A 19,063-nucleotide genomic window follows, 5' to 3' on the forward strand; every position below is an offset into this window, starting at 1 on the left:
TTACAATTGACAAATTATTTCAGTTTTTCATTGTTTTTGTGACGATCTTTGTCTCTAACCGATTTCAGATCCATTTTTTTGTCGAAAGCAGCTTGTAAATCGATTCCTGTTTGGTTGGCCAAACACAACACTACAAAAACCACATCTGCTAATTCTTCGCCAAGGTCTTTGTTTTTGTCGCTTTCTTTCTCTGATTGTTCACCGTAACGACGGGCAATAATACGAGCTACTTCGCCTACTTCCTCAGTAAGCTGTGCCATATTAGTTAATTCATTAAAATAGCGTACACCGTGTTCTTTGATCCAAGTGTCTACGTCGAGTTGTGCGTTCTTTAAGTTCATTATTATATTTTGCTTAAAATGATTTTTTCGTTTTGCTTATTAATTACATTTTGATAGAAAGTCTTTAACTCCGGATAAAATTCTGCTTTAAATAAAGCTCCTTTGATCTCTTCACTGACTATCATTTGAATAGTATTACCAACCACGGTGCTATTCATCGAAAATACGACTTCATTTCCTTGAGTTGAGATTTTAATTGGCTTAGGGCTTGACTCCACAGCGTACCCTGCAGGGATTTCAATATTAAAATTATATTTTCTATTTTTTGGGTAAGCAAAATAGATGGGCATCTCACGGTTTTCTTGAACAAAGGGGTTGATTGCACTAGTTAAAAACAACATTGGATTTACATATAATTTACCTGCAATAATTTCGCAATGATTTACCGTTGAAAAATCAAATTTCTCACTAATTGCCTGACTGCTAATTGTTTTATTTTCTTCTGTACCGTAGCCGGTAATTTCGAGACCGTTCCATTTATTTTCTAATCTTTCAAGGTACGTATTTTGATCCTGATTAGCTTGATTTTCGCGAAATAAAAATGCTTCGGTAGCAGTGTGATACACTTTAAATTTTCCTTCGATCTTCCCTGTAGAATTTATTTTTGCAAACAAATTGTGATTTATCGAGGAAGGCTGTTTAGGTACCAGATTTATCTCTTCGGATGACCCATCTTTTCGAATTAATCTTCCTTGCCAATTGAGCAATTTCAATGGTAAAATATCGGGACTGGTATATTTATTGGTAGCGTCTAACAATACATTTTTACCTTCAATCGTTGCGGATGCAATTACGTAATTGAATCCTGTTCTATTTGGATATACTGGAACTCCATGATCTAAGGTGCTTACCAAAACGGGGTTGGCATCAACTCCTGCTATACGCAGCATATTGATGAGAATAAAGTTTATTTCGGCTGAATTACCAGCTCTACTACTGTAAGCATCTTTAACTCCTTTATCCGTGTAATACCCATTTTCATGATTCCAATTCATTCTTTGTTGTACGTATGTAAAAATGCGATTCATTTTTTCCTCAGAACTGAGCGGGGTGTTTGTATCGTTTTTAATAATTTCTTTTACATCATCTAAAAAGAAAAGACCAAAATCTAGCTGTTTACCAAAATTTTTATCCTCAAAAATAGAGGTACTCACCCCTTCCCAAGTTGAGGCATAGTCTTTTTCAGGTTCTTGGTAAAACTGTGTTTTTTCTAATTCGTGTTTCAAACAAGCTCTATAATTTTGCAAATTGTCCACAAAAGGCTCTGGCTTTAAAGCAGGAATGTTTTCAGCAGAGTAAGTGCTTATCACTTGTTGAAAATTAACGAAGTCTGTTCTGGTCCGGTCATATCTACTAGGAAAACTAAAAGAACCTCCTGAAACTTTCTGTGCCGTTTTGATTGGTGCAAAACCACTAACAAGTGCCTTATAAACAAAAAATCCGGGTATTGCTGTTGTAAACTGAGCGAAATTTACCGGAATTTCATATTGAAAATAAAAACTAGGAAATTTGATTATGTTTTCTGACTTCAAAAAATATTTAAACTCAATTATAGAACCTACTTTAACGTTAGGTAGTGTTATAGATGCTTCCTTCCAATACTCATTTACTTTGGTCACAAAACTGCCCTCACTTTTCAGTTTTGATTTTTCAATAACACCGTTAACTAAATTATAGGTAACTGCATCGGAAAATTGAACTGACTCATCGTTCCTATCTTCATAACCAATGTAAAAGGGCACCTTAAAAGTAGCCCAATTCAACCCTTCTTTTTTATAAATTTTTACGCGAACCTGAAACTCTGTACCTATTGAAAATCCATCCTTTAAATTATACTTAAAAGTAGTTTTAGCTCTATTAAAAATTATTGCGGCCACAGCACTAGAATCCTTTGGATGTTGTTTTACCTTAAGTTCGTCAATAGAAACTTTACCCAATTCCAGATCTTGTGCGTTTAGTTGTAAACCAATACAAGCCAATAATACAACAAACCAATTTTTGATCATTACAGTTTTTATAATTTTACAAGAATAATTTTCTCGTTTTGTTTGTCAATCATCTTTTGGAAATACATTTTTAAAGCAGGATAATATTCTGATCCCAAAATTGGGCTATTCATTTGGCTATTGAAAGATATTTGTAACGTACTACCAGAAACATTTATCAAGAATTTAAAGCTTGCTAACTCATTTTCCATACTCATTGCTGCTGATTCTGGGAAAGATTCCACCTTATACCCTTCAGGAATTTGAATATTGATAGTGAACTTATCTAAAAACCCGTATGCAAAATCAACAGGATATTCTCTTGTTTCTTGCTTAAATGGGTTACTTAAAGTTGTAAAAAACAACAATGGTTTTACGTACAACGTATTGCCTATTTTTTCGGTAAAATTTGATCCTTTAAACGACATGGACTCAATCGCAGGAGCATCTAAGTCGTTTTCGTTTGTTCTAACGTAGTCGCTCACCTCGATATTATTGTTATCCTCCTCAAATTTTTCCAAGTATGCGTCCTCTTTCACACCTTTTACCGATCCTCGATAACTCATTGCATTATGATCTGTGCGCTGGCGACGTAACTTACCCGCAACTTGACCTTCGGCATCAATACTATAATTCATTGAAATATAATCTACGGATAACTGTTTTGGCATTAAATCAATTTCTAATGAAGTTCCGTCTTTTTTTATCAATCTCCCTAACCAATTCAAGTCTCTCACTGGCAATACATTGGCAACAGAAAAAGGATCAGCAGCATCTAACAACATAAGATCTTTACCTTGTTGAACTGCAACAATTACGTAGTTAAAAGCCGTTCTACTAGGAAACAATGCAACACCATTTGAACGCGTGCTTACCAATACCGGATTAGCTTCAAGACCTGCATGACGCAACATGGCAGTTAACATTAAATTGATTTCGGCAACATTCCCGGTTTTATCCTTATATGCTTTTTTAACTCCATCATTACATGAATAACCATTGTATTCATTCCATTTTATAGTAGATTGAACGAATTTGAATATCGATTTTATTTTATCCTCTTCGGATTTTGCATCTTTCAGGACCAATTTAAGATCATCCTCAAAATAACCTGATTTATTTAATTCTGGACCAAAATCATCATAGTCATAAATAGTTTTCACAACTGCTTCCCAATTTGTCGAAAAAGATTTAAAAGGCTCACCAGGATATTTCGTGATAGCTAATTCCTGTACCAGAGTACTGGTATAGTTTTCAATATTATTAACGTATGCCTCTTCCTTTACTGCAGGAACATTTTGAAAAGAATAAATTGTAGTAGTCTCTACGTAGGAGAGCTTTTCCTTGTCCCATTTGTTTTGAGCTCCTTGTCTAGCGCTACCCAACTCTATATAATTACTCCCTTTTTGAACCTCAACTTTAGGCCTCAAGAATCCTTTAATATTGGCATTATATTCAAAATATTCAGGTACGGTATTTTTGTACTCTGAATAATTTACCGGAATACTATTTTGAAAAAACCAATCTCTACAGCTGCCTACACGAGGGGAACGAATGACATATTTGTATTCAATTACAGATCCTTCTTTAACATTAGGCATTGTAATTTTCTTTTGGCTCCAATACTTATTCAGTTCCTCAGTAAATTCACCATCACTTTTTAACTTTGTTTTTTCAATTTTATCACCAACTAAATTATAAGTAACCGCATCCGAAAATGACAAAGTTTCTCGACCATTACTTGCACTATAATACTGAATTTTCTTTGTAGCCCAATCGTTACCTTCTTTTTTGTAAATTTTAATCCTAACCTTAACCTCTGTTGCCATGGTAAAGCCTTTATCTGATGTATACTCAAAGTAATTTTTTCCTTTTTCGAATAAAATAGCAGCTGGTGCGGCAGGTTCAAGTGGATGTTCTTTTTCTTGTAATTCAGCTACAGAAACTTTTCCGAGTTCAAAGTTTTGGGCTTGAATTTTGCAACATAAGATCAGAAAGAAAAGAGTCCAAGTAATTTTCTTTAGAGTCATAAGAGATTAAATTTTGGTTAAAAGTAATTTGGCATTGTCATTTTTAGCAATCTGCTCCATGAATAAACGGTACCCATCATAATCAGAATTAGCATAAATACCCTTTTTGATGAGGATGGTTCTTTTGTACACCAGGTTGTTATTGTCTTTTTTAATAATTTCGGTTTTATAATCACCAAATTTGGTTTTTAATTCGAAGTTCGCCGGTAAAAATTCAATTTGAAATCCTGCAGGTAGCGCTACTGCTATTTCATCAGTATCAAGGTAACCACGAGGTATTTCGAACGGGTTTTTACGATTACGAATACGCTTTATAGTTCCTAAAAATTGATTGTAGGAGTTAATTGCTACCATCATTTTTCCACCAGTATTTGGAGCATAATTCTCAGCGCTTAAACTAATATTCTCAACAAAATGTATTTTATCCTTATCGTTTTGAAGTTCAATCTTAGCTATTTTCAAATTGTTAATATTAGTCCAGTATCTTTTATAATGGATGTCTTTATCGGCAGGTTGCATTTTTTCTATGGAAGCTTTGGATTGGTACTGAGATCCAGTAGACACAATTTTTATAGCCCCTGTGAGGTTTCCTTGAGCATCTAAACTATAGTTCCCTGTCGAAATTTGACCATTAGCATTATCGTGGTACTTTTTAGTATGAATAATTTCTCCCCCTTCAGGTTTCATGACCACAACATCACGATCGTCAGTAAAATTGGCTTGAAAACCAAAGGGGTCATCTTGGCTCGTACATTCTAGAAAGATACTTTCGTCTGCATTTGGGATACACAAAATAGCATGGTTTCCTTGAATAGAGAAAAAATCAGCTTCGATGTTACGAATATCGCGGTCACCGTACAATTCTGTGTAGTACGAAGGGACCCCAACCACCTCAAGAAGCGCTCTAGTGTAGTTTGAAAGTGCCTTACAATCACCATACCCCAATCGATCAACATCGGAGGCCAACATCGGTTTGAAACCGCCTATACCGACTTGCACACTGACATATCTCGATTTTTCTTGAACAAATTTGTAAACAATTTTAGCTTTTTTAATCGGATCAGTTTCAGTACCCACCAAAGCCTTTATTTTAGCTTTTGCTTCTTCACTGAGGCTGGTCGTACCGATAAGAATATTTTCTGAAAACCATTTTCCGTACTCTTTCCAATTTTTTGCAGTTCCGTCAACTCCTTCAAGATTAAAATTTTCTAGACCCATCATTACTCTAGGAAACACCTTAGCAGCTGGTGTATAATCCTCGTATTTTTCGGCAATAATGTTGAGCGCTTCGTACTGCAATTGCGTTGGCGAATCAACTATAGTTTTTATCTTAAAATTGGCGAAATTGAATTCTTTTTTCCTAAAACCCAATGCTTGAGGCACATTGACATTGACGATGCTTTTTTCAATACTCACATTATATTCTGAAAGCAAAGACCAAGTAGGAATAAACGCAGTATTAGAGGTTTCAATTTCGCTCTCGTAAACAATGGTAAATGGGTATTGTGTAGGTGTATATTCTAGATAAATAAAACGCCCATCTGAAAAAAGTGTACTTCCTCCCGATGCACTTTGTTCTTTAAAATCTTTGCGTTTTATCTTTTTGATTTCGATTCCAAAGTTATCATAGACAACAGCTTCGATATTTTTAACTGTGCGTCTTTTGTCAAAATTTTCGACAGCATCTACTGCTTTTAATCCCAATTCATTCAAAACGGTGACCACCCTTTTGGTTTTGATGTTCATACTTCTTTGCGAAGCTATAGAAATGTCTAACTGATTGAGTCTAATAACTGCATTGGCATTGTTTTTAATACTATCCGCAATGGTTACAGCAGTATAATTAATTTTTTGGGCGTTCAAACTTGATGCAAAAATGGCAGCAAAAAGAACAACAAGAGTTGTAATTCTCATTTGATAAAAATAAAGATGATGAATGATGAACCCAAGTGGGTTCTAGAAAAATTCGCAATTCAAAGAAAAGCGCATTGATTGCTTGTTAAGGATTTCCTAATTCGTGGTGTTCAAAAATAGCACAAATCTCACAATGTAAAACTATTTTTACTCTTTATTTTTACTATCAATTACAATAGTTACTGGACCATCGTTTAGCAAGTTTACTTTCATATCGGCACCAAAAACTCCGGTTTGTACTTTTTTACCCAAATCCTGTTCTACTTGGGTTACAAATTGTTCATACAAAGGAATCGCTATTTCTGGTTTTGATGCTTTAATATAAGATGGGCGATTGCCTTTTTTGGTTAAGGCATGAAGTGTAAATTGAGAGACTACAATAATATCACCATCGATATCTTTTACAGAAAGATTCATGACGTCATTTTCATCTCCAAAAATACGGAGATTGACTATTTTAGAACTCAGCCAGCTGCTATCTTCCTGCGTATCCGCATCTTCAATACCAATCAATACCAACAATCCTTTTTGAATGTTGGCTACAATTTGACTGTCAATTGTGACTGAGGCTTGCGAAACTCTTTGGATTACTACTTTCATTAATTAGTCATAAAGTTAAAAGTCATAAAGTCGAAAGTAAAAAAATCTATATCCCTCGTTACTTCTAACTTTTCAAAATATTACTCCCTCGTTTTATCGCTTGCTTTTCTATCTTCGTCATAAAGATCAGTGCGATAATGCTCATCGTCTCCTTCTAAAATTTTAAGATAACTATTATAACGCGACCAGGCAATTTCATCTCTTTCCAATGCTTCTTTAACAGCACATTTCGGTTCTTCTTTATGCAAGCAATTGTTGAATTTACACTGATCCTTTAGTTTGAAAAATTCCGGGAAATAACCACTAATTTCAGCCGGCTCCATATCAACCATCCCAAATCCTTTGATTCCAGGTGTGTCAATAATACTGGCACCAAAAGACAAATCAAACATTTCTGCAAAAGTTGTGGTGTGCTGCCCTTGCTTACTTGCCTCCGAAATAGTTTTAGTACGCAAATGTAATGAGGGCTCCATGGCATTTACCAAAGTAGACTTTCCAACTCCTGAATGACCAGAGAACATGCTTACTTTACCAATCATCATTGCTTTCAATTCCTCAACACCTTTCATTTCAGTTGAGGATACGCGCAAACACTGATATCCAATTTGCTGGTATACATGCTGCATGTACAATTGCTCGTCAAGAGTAGCATCATCAAGAGTGTCTATTTTATTAAAAACCAACACGGTCTCAATTCCGTACGCCTCGGCCGTTACTAAAAAACGGTCTATAAAATTAAAAGTAGTTGGCGGATTATTAACCGTAATCAATAAAAAAACGCGATCAATATTAGAGGCAATAATGTGCATTTGATGCGATAAATTAACCGACTTTCGTACGATGTAATTTTTACGATCGTGAATTCCGTGAATTGTACCTGTTACAGCATCTGAAGTTTCTTCTAATTCATAGTCAACTACATCACCTACAGCAATGGGATTAGTACTTTTAATACCTTTGATTCTGAATTTTCCTTTGATGCGGCATTCTATAAAATCTCCTTGTTCTGATTTTACGGTGTACCAACTTCCTGTAGATTTGTAAACGAGTCCTGTCATGGGGCAAAGGTAAAATTTTGTTTGAAGTTTGAAGTTCAAAGTGTAGAGTTTTTTTAGAAACAAGTTCAAACAAAAATCCTCCAAAATCTTCTTAACGAAGCTCCGGAGGATTTATCAAAAACTTACAAGAAATTACGCATTCAACACCTTATCTTGATGGCTGATACTTTCTTGGTGAATGGCCTTGAATAATTTTAAAACAAATTCTTCTGAAAGTCCTTTGGTTTCTCCATCTAAAATCATTTTACCTAAAATTTCGTTCCAACGGTTGTTTTGCAAAACAGCTACGTTAGCTGCTTTTTTCACCACACCAATTTCATCAGCTACTTTCATACGTTTGCCTAAAAGCTCTAGCAAAGTAGCATCTAAAACGTCAATATTAGCTCTTAATTTTTTCATTTTCTGAGTAAAATCATCCGATACATCATCAATTTTACGCACTTTCAAATCAATAAAAATTTGTTTCAACGCATCAGGTGTTACTTGCTGTGCGGCATCACTCCAAGCATTATCTGGATCAATGTGCGTTTCAATAATCATCCCATCGTAATTCAAATCTAATGCTTCTTGCGTAACCTCTAAGATCATTTTGCGATCACCAGTAATGTGCGAAGGATCAATAATCAATGGCAAGTCAGGGAATTTATTTTGCAATTCAATAGCAATTTGCCATTCTGGAATGTTGCGGTATTTGGTTTTCTCATAGGTCGAAAATCCTCTGTGAATTACTCCTAATTTTTCGATTCCGGCATTGTACAAACGCTCTACACCACCTAACCACAAAGATAAATCTGGATTTACAGGATTTTTCACCAAAACAATTTTATCTGTTCCTACTAATGCATCAGCAATCTCCTGAACTGCAAAAGGGTTTACCGTTGTTCTGGCACCTATCCACAACACATCAATGTCATATTCTAAAGCTAATTTTACGTGAGCAGCATTGGCTACCTCGGTTCCCATTAGCAAACCTGTTTCTTCTTTGGCTTTCTTCAACCATTTCAAACCTATTTCGCCCACTCCTTCAAATCCTCCCGGACGCGTTCTTGGTTTCCAGATTCCTGCTCTAAAAACACTTACATCAGAATCCTTTAACTCATGTGCAATTTTCAATACTTGATCTTCGGTTTCAGCGCTACATGGCCCTGCTATCACTAATGGGTGGGTCAAATTAAATGCCTCCAACCAGTTTCTCATTTCTTTCTTATTTTCCATCTTTTCTAAATTTTATTTTCTAAGTTTCGTTTTTTTTATATTTCTATTGTGGACTTTGCTCACTGTTAACTGTGACTGAAAACTGTCAACTGTTTACTTCTTAACATTCATCCCATTCAATATTTCTTTAATCTTATTCACGCTTTCCATTTCATTGTAAATCGCCTCGTAATCCTCATTTTCTAAAAGCTCCTTAAATTTAGATAAATTCAAGATATATTCATTTAAAGTTTTTACAACTTGCTTTCTGTTTTGTTTAAAAATGGGTGTCCACATTGCGGGCGAACTTTTAGCGAGACGCACGGTACTTTCAAAACCAGAACCTGCCATATCAAAAATATCCTGCTCGTGTTTTTCCTTATCAATGACTGTTTTCCCTAACATAAAAGCGCTGATGTGAGACAAATGCGACACATACGCAATGTGCTTATCGTGTGATTTCGGATCCATATACCTAATCCGCATTCCCATTTCTTGAAACAACGCCAAGGCGCGCTCTTGCAATTTGAAAGTCGTTTTCTCCACCTCACAAATAATGTTTGTTTTGCCTTGAAACAACCCTTTTATCGCTGCCGATGGTCCCGAAAACTCCGTTCCAGCAATAGGATGCGTAGCTATAAAATTTCTCCTTTTGGCGTGGTTGGCTATAGCTTCACAAATAGGTAATTTTGTCGAACCCACCTCAAAAACAATCGTTTGGTCTCCTATTGACTCCAAAACTTGTGGTACAACCGTGAGCGCTACATCTACAGGAACCGAAACAATCACAAAATCAGCATGTATTAAATCTGTAAATGTTGCCATTTCATCAATAACACCCAACTCAATTGCCTGATCTAGATGTTTTTCATTGGTGTCAATCCCATAAATCGTGGCGTGCGGATACAAATCTTTAATATCCAACACCATCGAACCACCAATCAAACCTATGCCTATTACAAATACTTTCATTTTTTTATTTTTATCCGAAGCTTATCCTGCTATCCGTTGCAATCTTTCCTGCCGAACCCCGGCAGCAAAGGATTTCCACTACTATCAGGGCTAGGAAACCTCGTTATACAGAAATTTATTCTTTCATTAAACCAATTCATTTTATCATAAATAATAACTTATCACAATACATCTCGCTGCTATTTCATTCCCCTTTGGCGGTCAAATGCTTAAAATCGACTGATTGCTTCTCTAATTTTTTCTTCTTCAACACACAAAGCAAACCGAATGTATCCTTCTCCATTACTTCCAAAAATAGTTCCCGGTGTAATAAAAATTGATTTCTCATGCAAGATCCTATCAATAAACACTTCTGCTGATGTAACTCCATCAGGTAATTTTGCCCAAACAAACAAACCAACACCTTCTTTATACACTTTACAACCTAGTTTTTCAGCGAGCTCCTCTGTAACAATTCGTCTTTTTCTATAGATTTCATTCATAGCATCAAACCAAGCTTTATCACTTTTCAACGCTGCAACAGCTCCTTTTTGAATTCCGTAAAACATGCCGCTATCCATATTGCTTTTTACCTTCAAAACCGCATCAATGGCATTAGCGTTTCCTAAAACCATTCCTACTCGCCAGCCTGCCATGTTAAAAGTTTTACTCAAAGAATTCAGTTCTAAAGCTACATCCTTTGCTCCTTCTACTTGCAACAAACTCATCGGATTGTCATTCAAAACAAAACTATACGGATTGTCGTTGACCAATAAAATTTGATGTTTTGCAGCAAAAGCCACTAATTTTTCAAACAATTCCAAACTGCCTCGAGCTCCCGTGGGCATATGCGGATACCCAATCCACATGATTTTCACTTTGGTTAAATCCAGTTGTTCCAAAGCTTCAAAATCCGGTTCCCATTGGTTTCCTTCTTTTAAATCATAATACACTGGTACCGCTCCTACTAAATTAGTCACTGATGTGTACGTAGGATAGCCCGGATTCGGAATCAAAACATGATCGCCTTCATTCAAAAAAGCCAGCGAAATATGCATAATTCCTTCCTTGGAACCCATCAAAGGCAAAATTTCTGTTACAGGGTTGAGAGCTACACCATAATTTTTGGAATAAAAAGCAGCCATACCTTCGCGCAACTCTGGTAAACCTTGATAACTCTGGTATTGATGCGCGTTTTCATCTTGCATGGCAGCTACAATGGCAGCAACAATTGTAGGCGCCGGTTGTAAATCTGGACTCCCAATTCCCATATTAATGATGGGTTTGCCTTCGGCTGCCAGTTGCCTTACTTCTCTCAATTTGGAGGAGAAATAATATTCTTCAATGATATGGAGACGCTTTGCTGTGGTAATCATGTGTAAATTTTTATATCTGTGTAATTTGGTAACTCGAGGCTCTTTATATTTTAGTATTCTTGTACTCACCCAAGACTTTAAAGTATTCGGCCATAATGTTCAATAATGATTTTGCTTTCGCATAATCTTCGTATTTCTCAAAAGTGACATCCACAAAAAAGGAATACTTCCATGGCGTTTCAATTTTGGGCAAAGATTGAATCTTAGTTAAATTCAATTTACAATCGCTCATCACGTTTAAAACTGCTGCTAAACTCCCGCGTTTATGGTCGAGTTCAAATTTTATCGATGCTCTGTTAATTTCACTTTCGGGAACAAATGAATTTTCTTTTTTGATGATCACGAAGCGTGTCATGTTGTTCTTAATCGTTTGGATTTCGGGCGCAATAATTTCCAAATCATACATTTCGGAAGCTGTTTTGCTCGCAATTGCTGCTATTCCTTTCAGTTGCTTTTCTTGAATTCTTCGTGCTGTTTCAGCAGTGTCTTTGTCTTCAACCAATTTGATATTGGGATATTTTTTTAAGAAATCCATACATTGTAAAAGCGCCATCGGATGCGAATGTACTTCCTGAATATCTTCAATTTTCTGACCTTTTAACGCCATTAAATTTTGATGAATACTCAAATAATGCTCTCCAATTATGTGTAAATTATTCTTGTCGATTAGCGCGTAATTCGGAATAATAGGCCCTGCGATAGAGTTTTCTATGGCCATCACAGCTTGATCTGACTTCCCTGCTAACAAGCTGTCTACCAATTCCTCAAAAGACAAACACTCGTCAAGAATAAATTCCTGATTGAAATATTCTTGAGCTACTTGATGATGAAACGAGCCCGTAATGCCTTGTATTCCTATAATTGTATTCATTTTACACACTTTTAAGCAAAAAAAAATCCCGATTTGCATCGGGATTGTATATCTATAGTATCAATTTAATTTTTGAATTAAATAACCATGCAACAATCCCTTTCTACTTTCCAGAAGAAATAATAAGAGTTGCTAAAATAAAATCGGTTACTCAACATGTTGTTGTCTTTTTTGTATTGATTACTTTGCGAATGTATACATAATTTTTTACTGCACCCAAAAAAAAGTTGATTTTATGACACAAAAAAGAGATTCGCTAAAAAGTTGGTTATTAATTATGTAATGTTTAAAAAAAGGCTCTAAAAATACCATTCGTACAACAGCAATTCTTGTATTGTTAAGTAAAAAATAGACTTAGTTATCCTGTAACATACAATATGGAACGTGATTTATACTAGTACTTTTTCAGAAAGCCACTTTTTCCCTTCAGCAATTCTTGCCACCAACATTGCCGAAATCAAATCCCCATTAGCATTTAACAAAGTTGCCATTGGATCAACCAAAGTTCCAATAATCATTGCCGCTGGCAAGGCTTGTTCCATGGGGAAACCATAAACGGTTATTGCTAGGATTTCGCCTATGTAGCCGCCATTAGGAATACCACCCTCAACAACAGAAACCACCACTGTAATTCCCAAAGCGGTGAGAATCGTAACTGGATCCGTAAAATCCTTACCAAACATGGCAAAAATAACGGCTATCTTAATAATGGATGACATACTCGAACCATCTTTATGCAGAGGTGCGCCCAACGGAATAACTACATTCCTAATGTGAGCAGGAATATTCATTTTTTCGGCACCATCAAGATTCGCAGGAATTGTAGCAATACTACTACAGGTACCAATAGCTGTTAGCGAAGGTGTTATATTATTTTTCCAAAACACTTTAAACCCTAATTTGCCACCCGCCATGTAGGCATACAAACTAAAGAATACGATGAAGTAAAAAGCACAAACAGCATAATAAAGCCCTAGCGGCTTGGCATAAGCACCAAACAATTGCGGACCAAAAATACCCACTTGATAAGCAAAATAAGCTCCCAAACCTACAGGCGCTGTTTTCATAATAATGTGTAGCAATTGTTTCATTACTTCATTACCAGATCGTAAAAACCTACTGAAATCGTTGCCTTTTTCACCAGATTGCAAGCTGGCAAAACCCACTAAAAATGAAAAAAGAATGAGTGCCAGCATGTTTTTCCGGGACAACAATGCATAAAAATCACCCGCGGTAAGCAATTGCGTAATCTGAGAGCCACTGCTATTTTCGGCTACAATTTCTAGCGGAATTTTAGAAATGATAATATCTTGATGAATTGGAAAAATCAAAACTCCAACTACCATAAGGATTGCAGAAACCAAGACCGTAAACAAAAAGACTCCAATTACGATTAAGAATAACTTTCCTAGTTTTTCGGTTTTTTCTAAAGTAGCAATTGATGCCGATATGGTAAAAAACACTAATGGAATGATAGCCGTAAACAACAAATTTAGAAAAATGTCTCCCAAAGGTTTCAAAACCTCCACCTCTTTACCAAAAACCAAACCTAATATACTTCCTGCAAGGATACCACCAAGAAGTAACATAATACTTTTGTAATTTTTCAAGAAACCTCCTGATCCTATGTCTTTCATGTGTCTTTTGAGCTATTTTTAGTAAATATAGAAATCTAAATGATAGCGGTGCAATCACAATGCTACTTTTTTATCATTTCGAATAGAAGTACTCGCAACTATTCGTGAAAAAATTATTCATGAATTAGTAGGCAATCGAACAACAAATCCATTCATTTTCTGTTTACTTTTGCAACAAATAATTCATCATGTCAATAGCAGTAAATAACATTTCCAAAAGCTACGGTGCTCAAAAAGCATTAAATAACATTTCATTTTCAATTAACAAAGGAGAAATTGTTGGTTTTTTAGGTCCAAATGGAGCTGGAAAATCGACTTTGATGAAAATTTTAACTACCTACATTACCGCTGATGAAGGAACTGCCAAGGTAAACGGGCAAGATGTAAACACCAATCCAAAAGCCGTGCAACTTTCTATTGGGTACTTGCCAGAGCATAATCCGTTGTATTTGGATTTGTATGTTCGTGAATATTTAGCCTTTAACGCTGATGTGTACAAAGTTGCCAAATCTCGAATCGAAGAGGTAATTCAATTGACCGGTTTAAGTTCCGAAAGCCACAAAAAAATTGGCCAACTCTCTAAAGGGTACCGCCAGCGTGTAGGATTAGCCAATGCGCTACTACACAATCCTGATGTTTTAATCTTAGATGAACCTACCACTGGTTTAGATCCAAACCAGTTGATGGAGATTAGAAACGTAATTAAAAACGTGGGGAAAGACAAGACTGTTTTTCTTTCTACACACATTATGCAGGAGGTTGAGGCTATTTGTGATCGTGTAATCATCATCAACAATGGAAAAATTGTAACCGATAAAAAACTGGATAACTTAATTTCTGAAGATAAAGAACAAGTCATTGAAGTGGAATTTGATTTTCAAGTCGAGGAACAATTGATTTCTAAAATTGAAAATCTTGTTTCGTATGTCAACATTCACGACATGATGTGGGAACTGACTTTTAAATCAGATAAAGACATGCGCTCTGTAGTATTTGATTTTGCACAAAACAATGGTTTGAAAACCTTACAACTCAATCAAAAGAATAAAAACTTAGAAGCGGTGTTTAGAGAGATTACGAAATAGTTGGCAGTGTTCAGTTTTTAGTATTCAGTTATTTTCACATACAAAAAACGAACTCGACAACAATACAAAAACTTGACTTTGTCATTCCGACGAGGGAGGAATCTCAACAAGTCTATTTACTGCTTCGGCAGATGATAAAACAATAAAAAAAGCTTCTAAATCACCTAAGTGCACTAGAAGCTTTTTAAATATAAAGAATAAATTACTAAAAAAGTTGACTCGCAATTTGACGGATATTTTCAGATTTACCCATCGAATAATAGTGCAAAACAGGGACTCCAGCAGCTTTTAGTTCGCGGGATTGCTGAATAGCCCATTCGATTCCCACTTGTTTTACATCTGCATTAGTTTTGCATTTGTCTACTGCATCAATTAAATCTTCTGGCAAATCAATTCGGAATATTTGTGGTAAAATTTGCAAATGTCTTTGTACCGCCAGTGGCTTAATGCCTGGAATAATAGGTACTGTAATTCCCATTTCTCTGGCTTTGGCAACAAATTCAAAATATTTTGCATTGTCAAAAAACATTTGTGTCACCACATAATCAGCACCTGCGTCCACTTTTTCTTTTAACCTTTTCAAATCAGAAAGTAAGGAAGGAGATTCCAAATGTTTTTCAGGATATCCTGCCACTCCAATACAAAAATCAGCCTTATTATCTGCATGAATCACATCATGCAAATACTTGCCTTGATTCAACAATTTGATTTGTTGCACTAGATCAATAGCAAAGCGATTTCCTCCCACTTTTGGAACAAAGGATTGTTCGTCCTTCATGGCATCGCCTCGCAACGCCATCACATTATTGATTCCCAGATAATGACAGTCTACTAGTAAATACTCTGTTTCTTCTTTGGTAAAACCACCGCACAATACATGAGGCACCGTATCTACGTTGTATTTGTGTGTTATCGAAGCGCAAATTCCGAGGGTTCCTGGTCGCATTCTGGTTAGCTTTTTATCCAATAAACCATTGCCTTTATCAACATAAATAAACTCCTCGCGTGAGGTAGTCACATCAATAAATGGCGGTTTGAACTCCATCAAAGGATCAATGTTATCATACAATTCTTGAATACTTTTCCCTTTTTGAGGCGGAATAATTTCAAATGAAAACAAAGTTTCTCCTTTTGCTTTTTCTATATGTTGTGTTACTTTCATTTTATTTTTTGTTTCAAGTTCCAAGTTTAAAGTTTAAAGTTCTCTCGAGTAACTTGAAACCTTAAACTTGAAACAAAATTCCTAATCGGCAATATTCGGGTTCAACCATTTCATGGCTACATCAGTGGAAACATTTCTTCTTTTGGCGTAGTCAATTACTTGATCTTCTTTAATTTTTCCGAGTCCAAAATATTTACTTTCTGGATTTCCAAAGTAGTAACCCGATACTGATGAAGCCGGCCACATCGCCATACTTTCGGTTAAGGTTACTCCAATTTCTTCTGCAACATTTAATAATTTCCAAATAGTCGGTTTCTCTAAATGATCCGGACAAGCTGGATATCCTGGCGCTGGTCGAATCCCTTTATAAACCTCATCAATCATATCTTCGGTAGATAAATTCTCATCAGCAGCATAACCCCAAAATTCTTTACGTACTTTCTCGTGTAAATATTCAGCAAAAGCTTCTGCAAAACGATCAGCAAGCGCTTTCACCATAATCGAATTATAATCATCTAAATCCTTTTCGAATTCAGCCGCCCATTCATCCACACCAAAACCAGTAGTTACACAAAAGGCTCCCATATAATCTACCTTCCCACTTTCTTTTGGAGCAATAAAATCAGACAAAGCGATGTTAGGTGCACCTTGGGTTTTTTGAGATTGTTGGCGCAAAGTCAAAAATAATTGTAATGGATTTCCGTTTTTGTCTCTCAATTCAATATCATCATCATTGATTTGATTCGCAGGAAAAATTCCGTAAATGCCTTTTGCTGTTAACTTTTTCTCCTCTAAAATTACTTTCAGCATCGCTTGTGCATCTGCAAAAACCGAAGTCGCTTGTTCTCCAACTACTTCATCGGTTAAAATAACTGGATATTTCCCAAACAATTCCCAAGTTCTAAAAAATGGCGTCCAATCGATATAAGGCACCAAAGTTTCTAACTCAACTTCTACGATTTGCTTGCCAATTACTTTAGGTTTCACGGGAGTGAAATTATCCCAATCCAATTGCAATTTATTCTTTCGGGCTTGCTCAATGGTCAAGAAATTCTTGTCGCGGGAGCGATTCAAAAACGTTTCTCTAAACGCATCGTATTCTGCTCGAATATCACTAGCGTATATTTTTCGGTTATGATCCAATAAATTACCCGCTACCGTTACCGCTCTCGAGGCATCGTTAACGTGAATGACAGTCGAATTGTATTGAGGCGCAATTTTCACGGCCGTATGCGCACGCGAAGTTGTTGCACCACCAATCATGACGGGAATATTCAGTCCTCTTTTATCCAATTCTTTAGCGAGATACACCATTTCGTCAAGCGATGGCGTAATCAATCCGCTCAATCCAATAATATCTACTTCGTGCTCAATAGCTGCTGCAATAATTTTTTCTGGAGGCACCATTACACCCAAATCGACAATCTCATAATTATTACAAGCCAATACCACCGAAACTATATTTTTTCCAATATCATGAACATCACCTTTTACGGTTGCCATCAGGATTTTTCCGTTCCCTGATTTGTCGCCAACTTGCTTTGCTGCTTCAATAAAAGGCAATAAATACGCCACTGCTTTTTTCATTACACGTGCCGATTTAACCACTTGTGGCAAAAACATTTTACCCGAACCAAACAAATCTCCCACGACATTCATTCCCGCCATCAGGTTGATTTCAATTACTTCAATTGGTTTTGTGGCAGCCAATCGAGCTTCCTCTACATCAATTTCTATAAACGCATCAATTCCCTTCACTAATGAGTGTGTAATTCTTTCTTGAACGGTTCCATTTCGCCATTCTTGAACTACCGCTTCATTGGTTTTTGTACCATCTCCTTTTACATTCTCAGCAAAATCAAGCAAACGCTCAGTCGCATCGTCGCGTCTGTCTAGAATCACATCTTCAACATGTTCCAATAAATCTTTCGGAATCTCATCATAAATCGACAACATTTCTGGATTTACAATCCCCATTGTCATTCCGTTTTGAATGGCGTGGTACAAGAAAACCGAGTGCATCGCCTCACGAACCGTATCGTTCCCTCTGAATGAAAACGAAACGTTACTCACCCCACCGCTGATGTGTGCGTGCGGTAAATTTTTGCGAACCCACTTGGTTCCTCTAAAGAAATCCAACGCATTCAAGCGGTGCTCTTCCATACCAGTTGCTACTGGGAAAATATTCAAATCGAAGATGATATCTTGTGGTGGAAATCCAATTCCCACCAAAATATCATACGAACGCTGGCAAATTTCAACACGCCTTTCGTAATTATCCGCCTGACCCTCTTCGTCAAATGCCATCACAATCACCGCCGCTCCGTAACGCTTTATCAATTTAGCATGATGTACAAAAGCTTCTTCGCCCTCTTTCAACGAAATCGAATTCACAACACATTTCCCTTGTACGACTTTCAAACCCGCCTCAATGATTTCCCATTTCGAACTGTCAATCATAATCGGCACACGCGAAATATCCGGCTCAGCCGCAATTAAATTCAGGAATTTTGTCATAGCATAAACGCCATCGAGCATTCCCTCATCCATGTTAATATCAATGATTTGTGCACCGCCTTCTACTTGCTGGCGCGCAATATCAAGCGCCTCATCGTATTTTTCTTCCTTAATCAATCGAAGAAATTTTCGTGAACCCGTCACATTGGTTCGTTCCCCTACATTCACAAATACACTTTCCGGCGTAATGATTAAGGGTTCTAATCCTGATAATACTAGGTTTCTTCTTTTTTCTGCCATTTTAATTTAAGTTACTAAGATCCTAAGTAGCATAGGTTCTGAGTTGTTTTTATGATATTATTTGCTGCAAAGTTTTCAAAACCTTACCATTTTATTTCAATT

14 protein-coding genes are annotated in these 19,063 nt (G+C 36.3%); 1 reads left to right on the plus strand and 13 read right to left on the minus strand.

Translation table 11 applies throughout. The annotated features are described in order from the left end of the window. Positions 1-14: 14 nt before the first annotated feature. The 11 genes from KBJ98_RS11350 to KBJ98_RS11400 all read right to left on the minus strand — a co-directional run bounded on the left by KBJ98_RS11350 (position 15) and on the right by KBJ98_RS11400 (position 13,957). A complete protein-coding gene (locus tag KBJ98_RS11350) occupies positions 15-341 on the minus strand; it encodes a nucleotide pyrophosphohydrolase (protein WP_035661076.1) in 327 nt (108 codons plus the stop codon). Positions 342-343: 2 nt separating this feature from the next. After that, complete coding sequence (locus KBJ98_RS11355) at positions 344-2,347, minus strand: transglutaminase domain-containing protein (protein ID WP_210790785.1); 2,004 nt, start codon at positions 2,345-2,347, stop codon at positions 344-346. 8 nt (positions 2,348-2,355) lie between these two features. Further along, positions 2,356-4,356, minus strand: a complete 2,001-nt coding sequence (locus tag KBJ98_RS11360; RefSeq protein WP_210790786.1) for a DUF3857 domain-containing protein — start codon at positions 4,354-4,356, stop codon at positions 2,356-2,358. Positions 4,357-4,362: 6 nt separating this feature from the next. Then, the gene (locus tag KBJ98_RS11365) at positions 4,363-6,270 is read right to left on the minus strand and encodes a DUF3857 domain-containing protein (RefSeq protein ID WP_210790787.1); all 1,908 of its coding nucleotides are present in this window, start codon (positions 6,268-6,270) and stop codon (positions 4,363-4,365) included. A 147-nt stretch (positions 6,271-6,417) separates the two neighbouring features. After that, complete coding sequence (dtd, locus tag KBJ98_RS11370; protein ID WP_210790788.1) at positions 6,418-6,870, minus strand: D-aminoacyl-tRNA deacylase; 453 nt, start codon at positions 6,868-6,870, stop codon at positions 6,418-6,420. A gap of 80 nt (positions 6,871-6,950) precedes the next feature. Continuing rightward, positions 6,951-7,928 carry a ribosome small subunit-dependent GTPase A gene (rsgA, locus tag KBJ98_RS11375; protein ID WP_210790789.1) on the minus strand — a complete coding sequence of 326 codons (978 nt, stop codon included), beginning with the start codon at positions 7,926-7,928 and terminating at the stop codon, positions 6,951-6,953. Between the two features lie 132 nt (positions 7,929-8,060). Continuing rightward, positions 8,061-9,143 carry a bifunctional 3-deoxy-7-phosphoheptulonate synthase/chorismate mutase type II gene (locus tag KBJ98_RS11380; RefSeq protein WP_210790791.1) on the minus strand — a complete coding sequence of 361 codons (1,083 nt, stop codon included), beginning with the start codon at positions 9,141-9,143 and terminating at the stop codon, positions 8,061-8,063. A 93-nt stretch (positions 9,144-9,236) separates the two neighbouring features. After that, positions 9,237-10,094, minus strand: coding sequence for a prephenate dehydrogenase (locus tag KBJ98_RS11385; protein ID WP_210790793.1), 858 nt, complete (start codon positions 10,092-10,094; stop codon positions 9,237-9,239). 209 nt (positions 10,095-10,303) lie between these two features. After that, complete coding sequence (locus tag KBJ98_RS11390) at positions 10,304-11,449, minus strand: aminotransferase class I/II-fold pyridoxal phosphate-dependent enzyme (protein WP_210790795.1); 1,146 nt, start codon at positions 11,447-11,449, stop codon at positions 10,304-10,306. Between the two features lie 43 nt (positions 11,450-11,492). Further along, entirely contained in the window at positions 11,493-12,320 is an 828-nt protein-coding gene (locus tag KBJ98_RS11395; protein ID WP_210790798.1) for a prephenate dehydratase, read from the minus strand. A 389-nt stretch (positions 12,321-12,709) separates the two neighbouring features. Beyond that, positions 12,710-13,957: a dicarboxylate/amino acid:cation symporter gene (locus tag KBJ98_RS11400; RefSeq protein ID WP_210790800.1), complete on the minus strand. Its 1,248-nt coding sequence runs from the start codon at positions 13,955-13,957 to the stop codon at positions 12,710-12,712. Between the two features lie 188 nt (positions 13,958-14,145). Here KBJ98_RS11400 and gldA point away from each other — a divergent pair, with 188 nt between their 5' ends. Next, entirely contained in the window at positions 14,146-15,042 is an 897-nt protein-coding gene (gene gldA, locus KBJ98_RS11405; RefSeq protein WP_210790802.1) for a gliding motility-associated ABC transporter ATP-binding subunit GldA, read from the plus strand. A gap of 205 nt (positions 15,043-15,247) precedes the next feature. On the opposite strand, the gene metF is transcribed toward gldA, so the two are convergent. Together metF and metH are read right to left on the minus strand one after the other, a co-directional pair. Further along, positions 15,248-16,204, minus strand: a complete 957-nt coding sequence (gene metF / locus KBJ98_RS11410) for a methylenetetrahydrofolate reductase [NAD(P)H] (RefSeq protein WP_210790804.1) — start codon at positions 16,202-16,204, stop codon at positions 15,248-15,250. Between the two features lie 81 nt (positions 16,205-16,285). After that, on the minus strand, positions 16,286-18,961 hold the full coding sequence (gene metH / locus KBJ98_RS11415; RefSeq protein WP_210790806.1) for a methionine synthase: 2,676 nt from the start codon (positions 18,959-18,961) through the stop codon (positions 16,286-16,288). Positions 18,962-19,063: the final 102 nt, after the last annotated feature.

This window comes from Flavobacterium erciyesense (assembly GCF_018069925.1).
GTDB lineage: Bacteria > Bacteroidota > Bacteroidia > Flavobacteriales > Flavobacteriaceae > Flavobacterium > Flavobacterium erciyesense.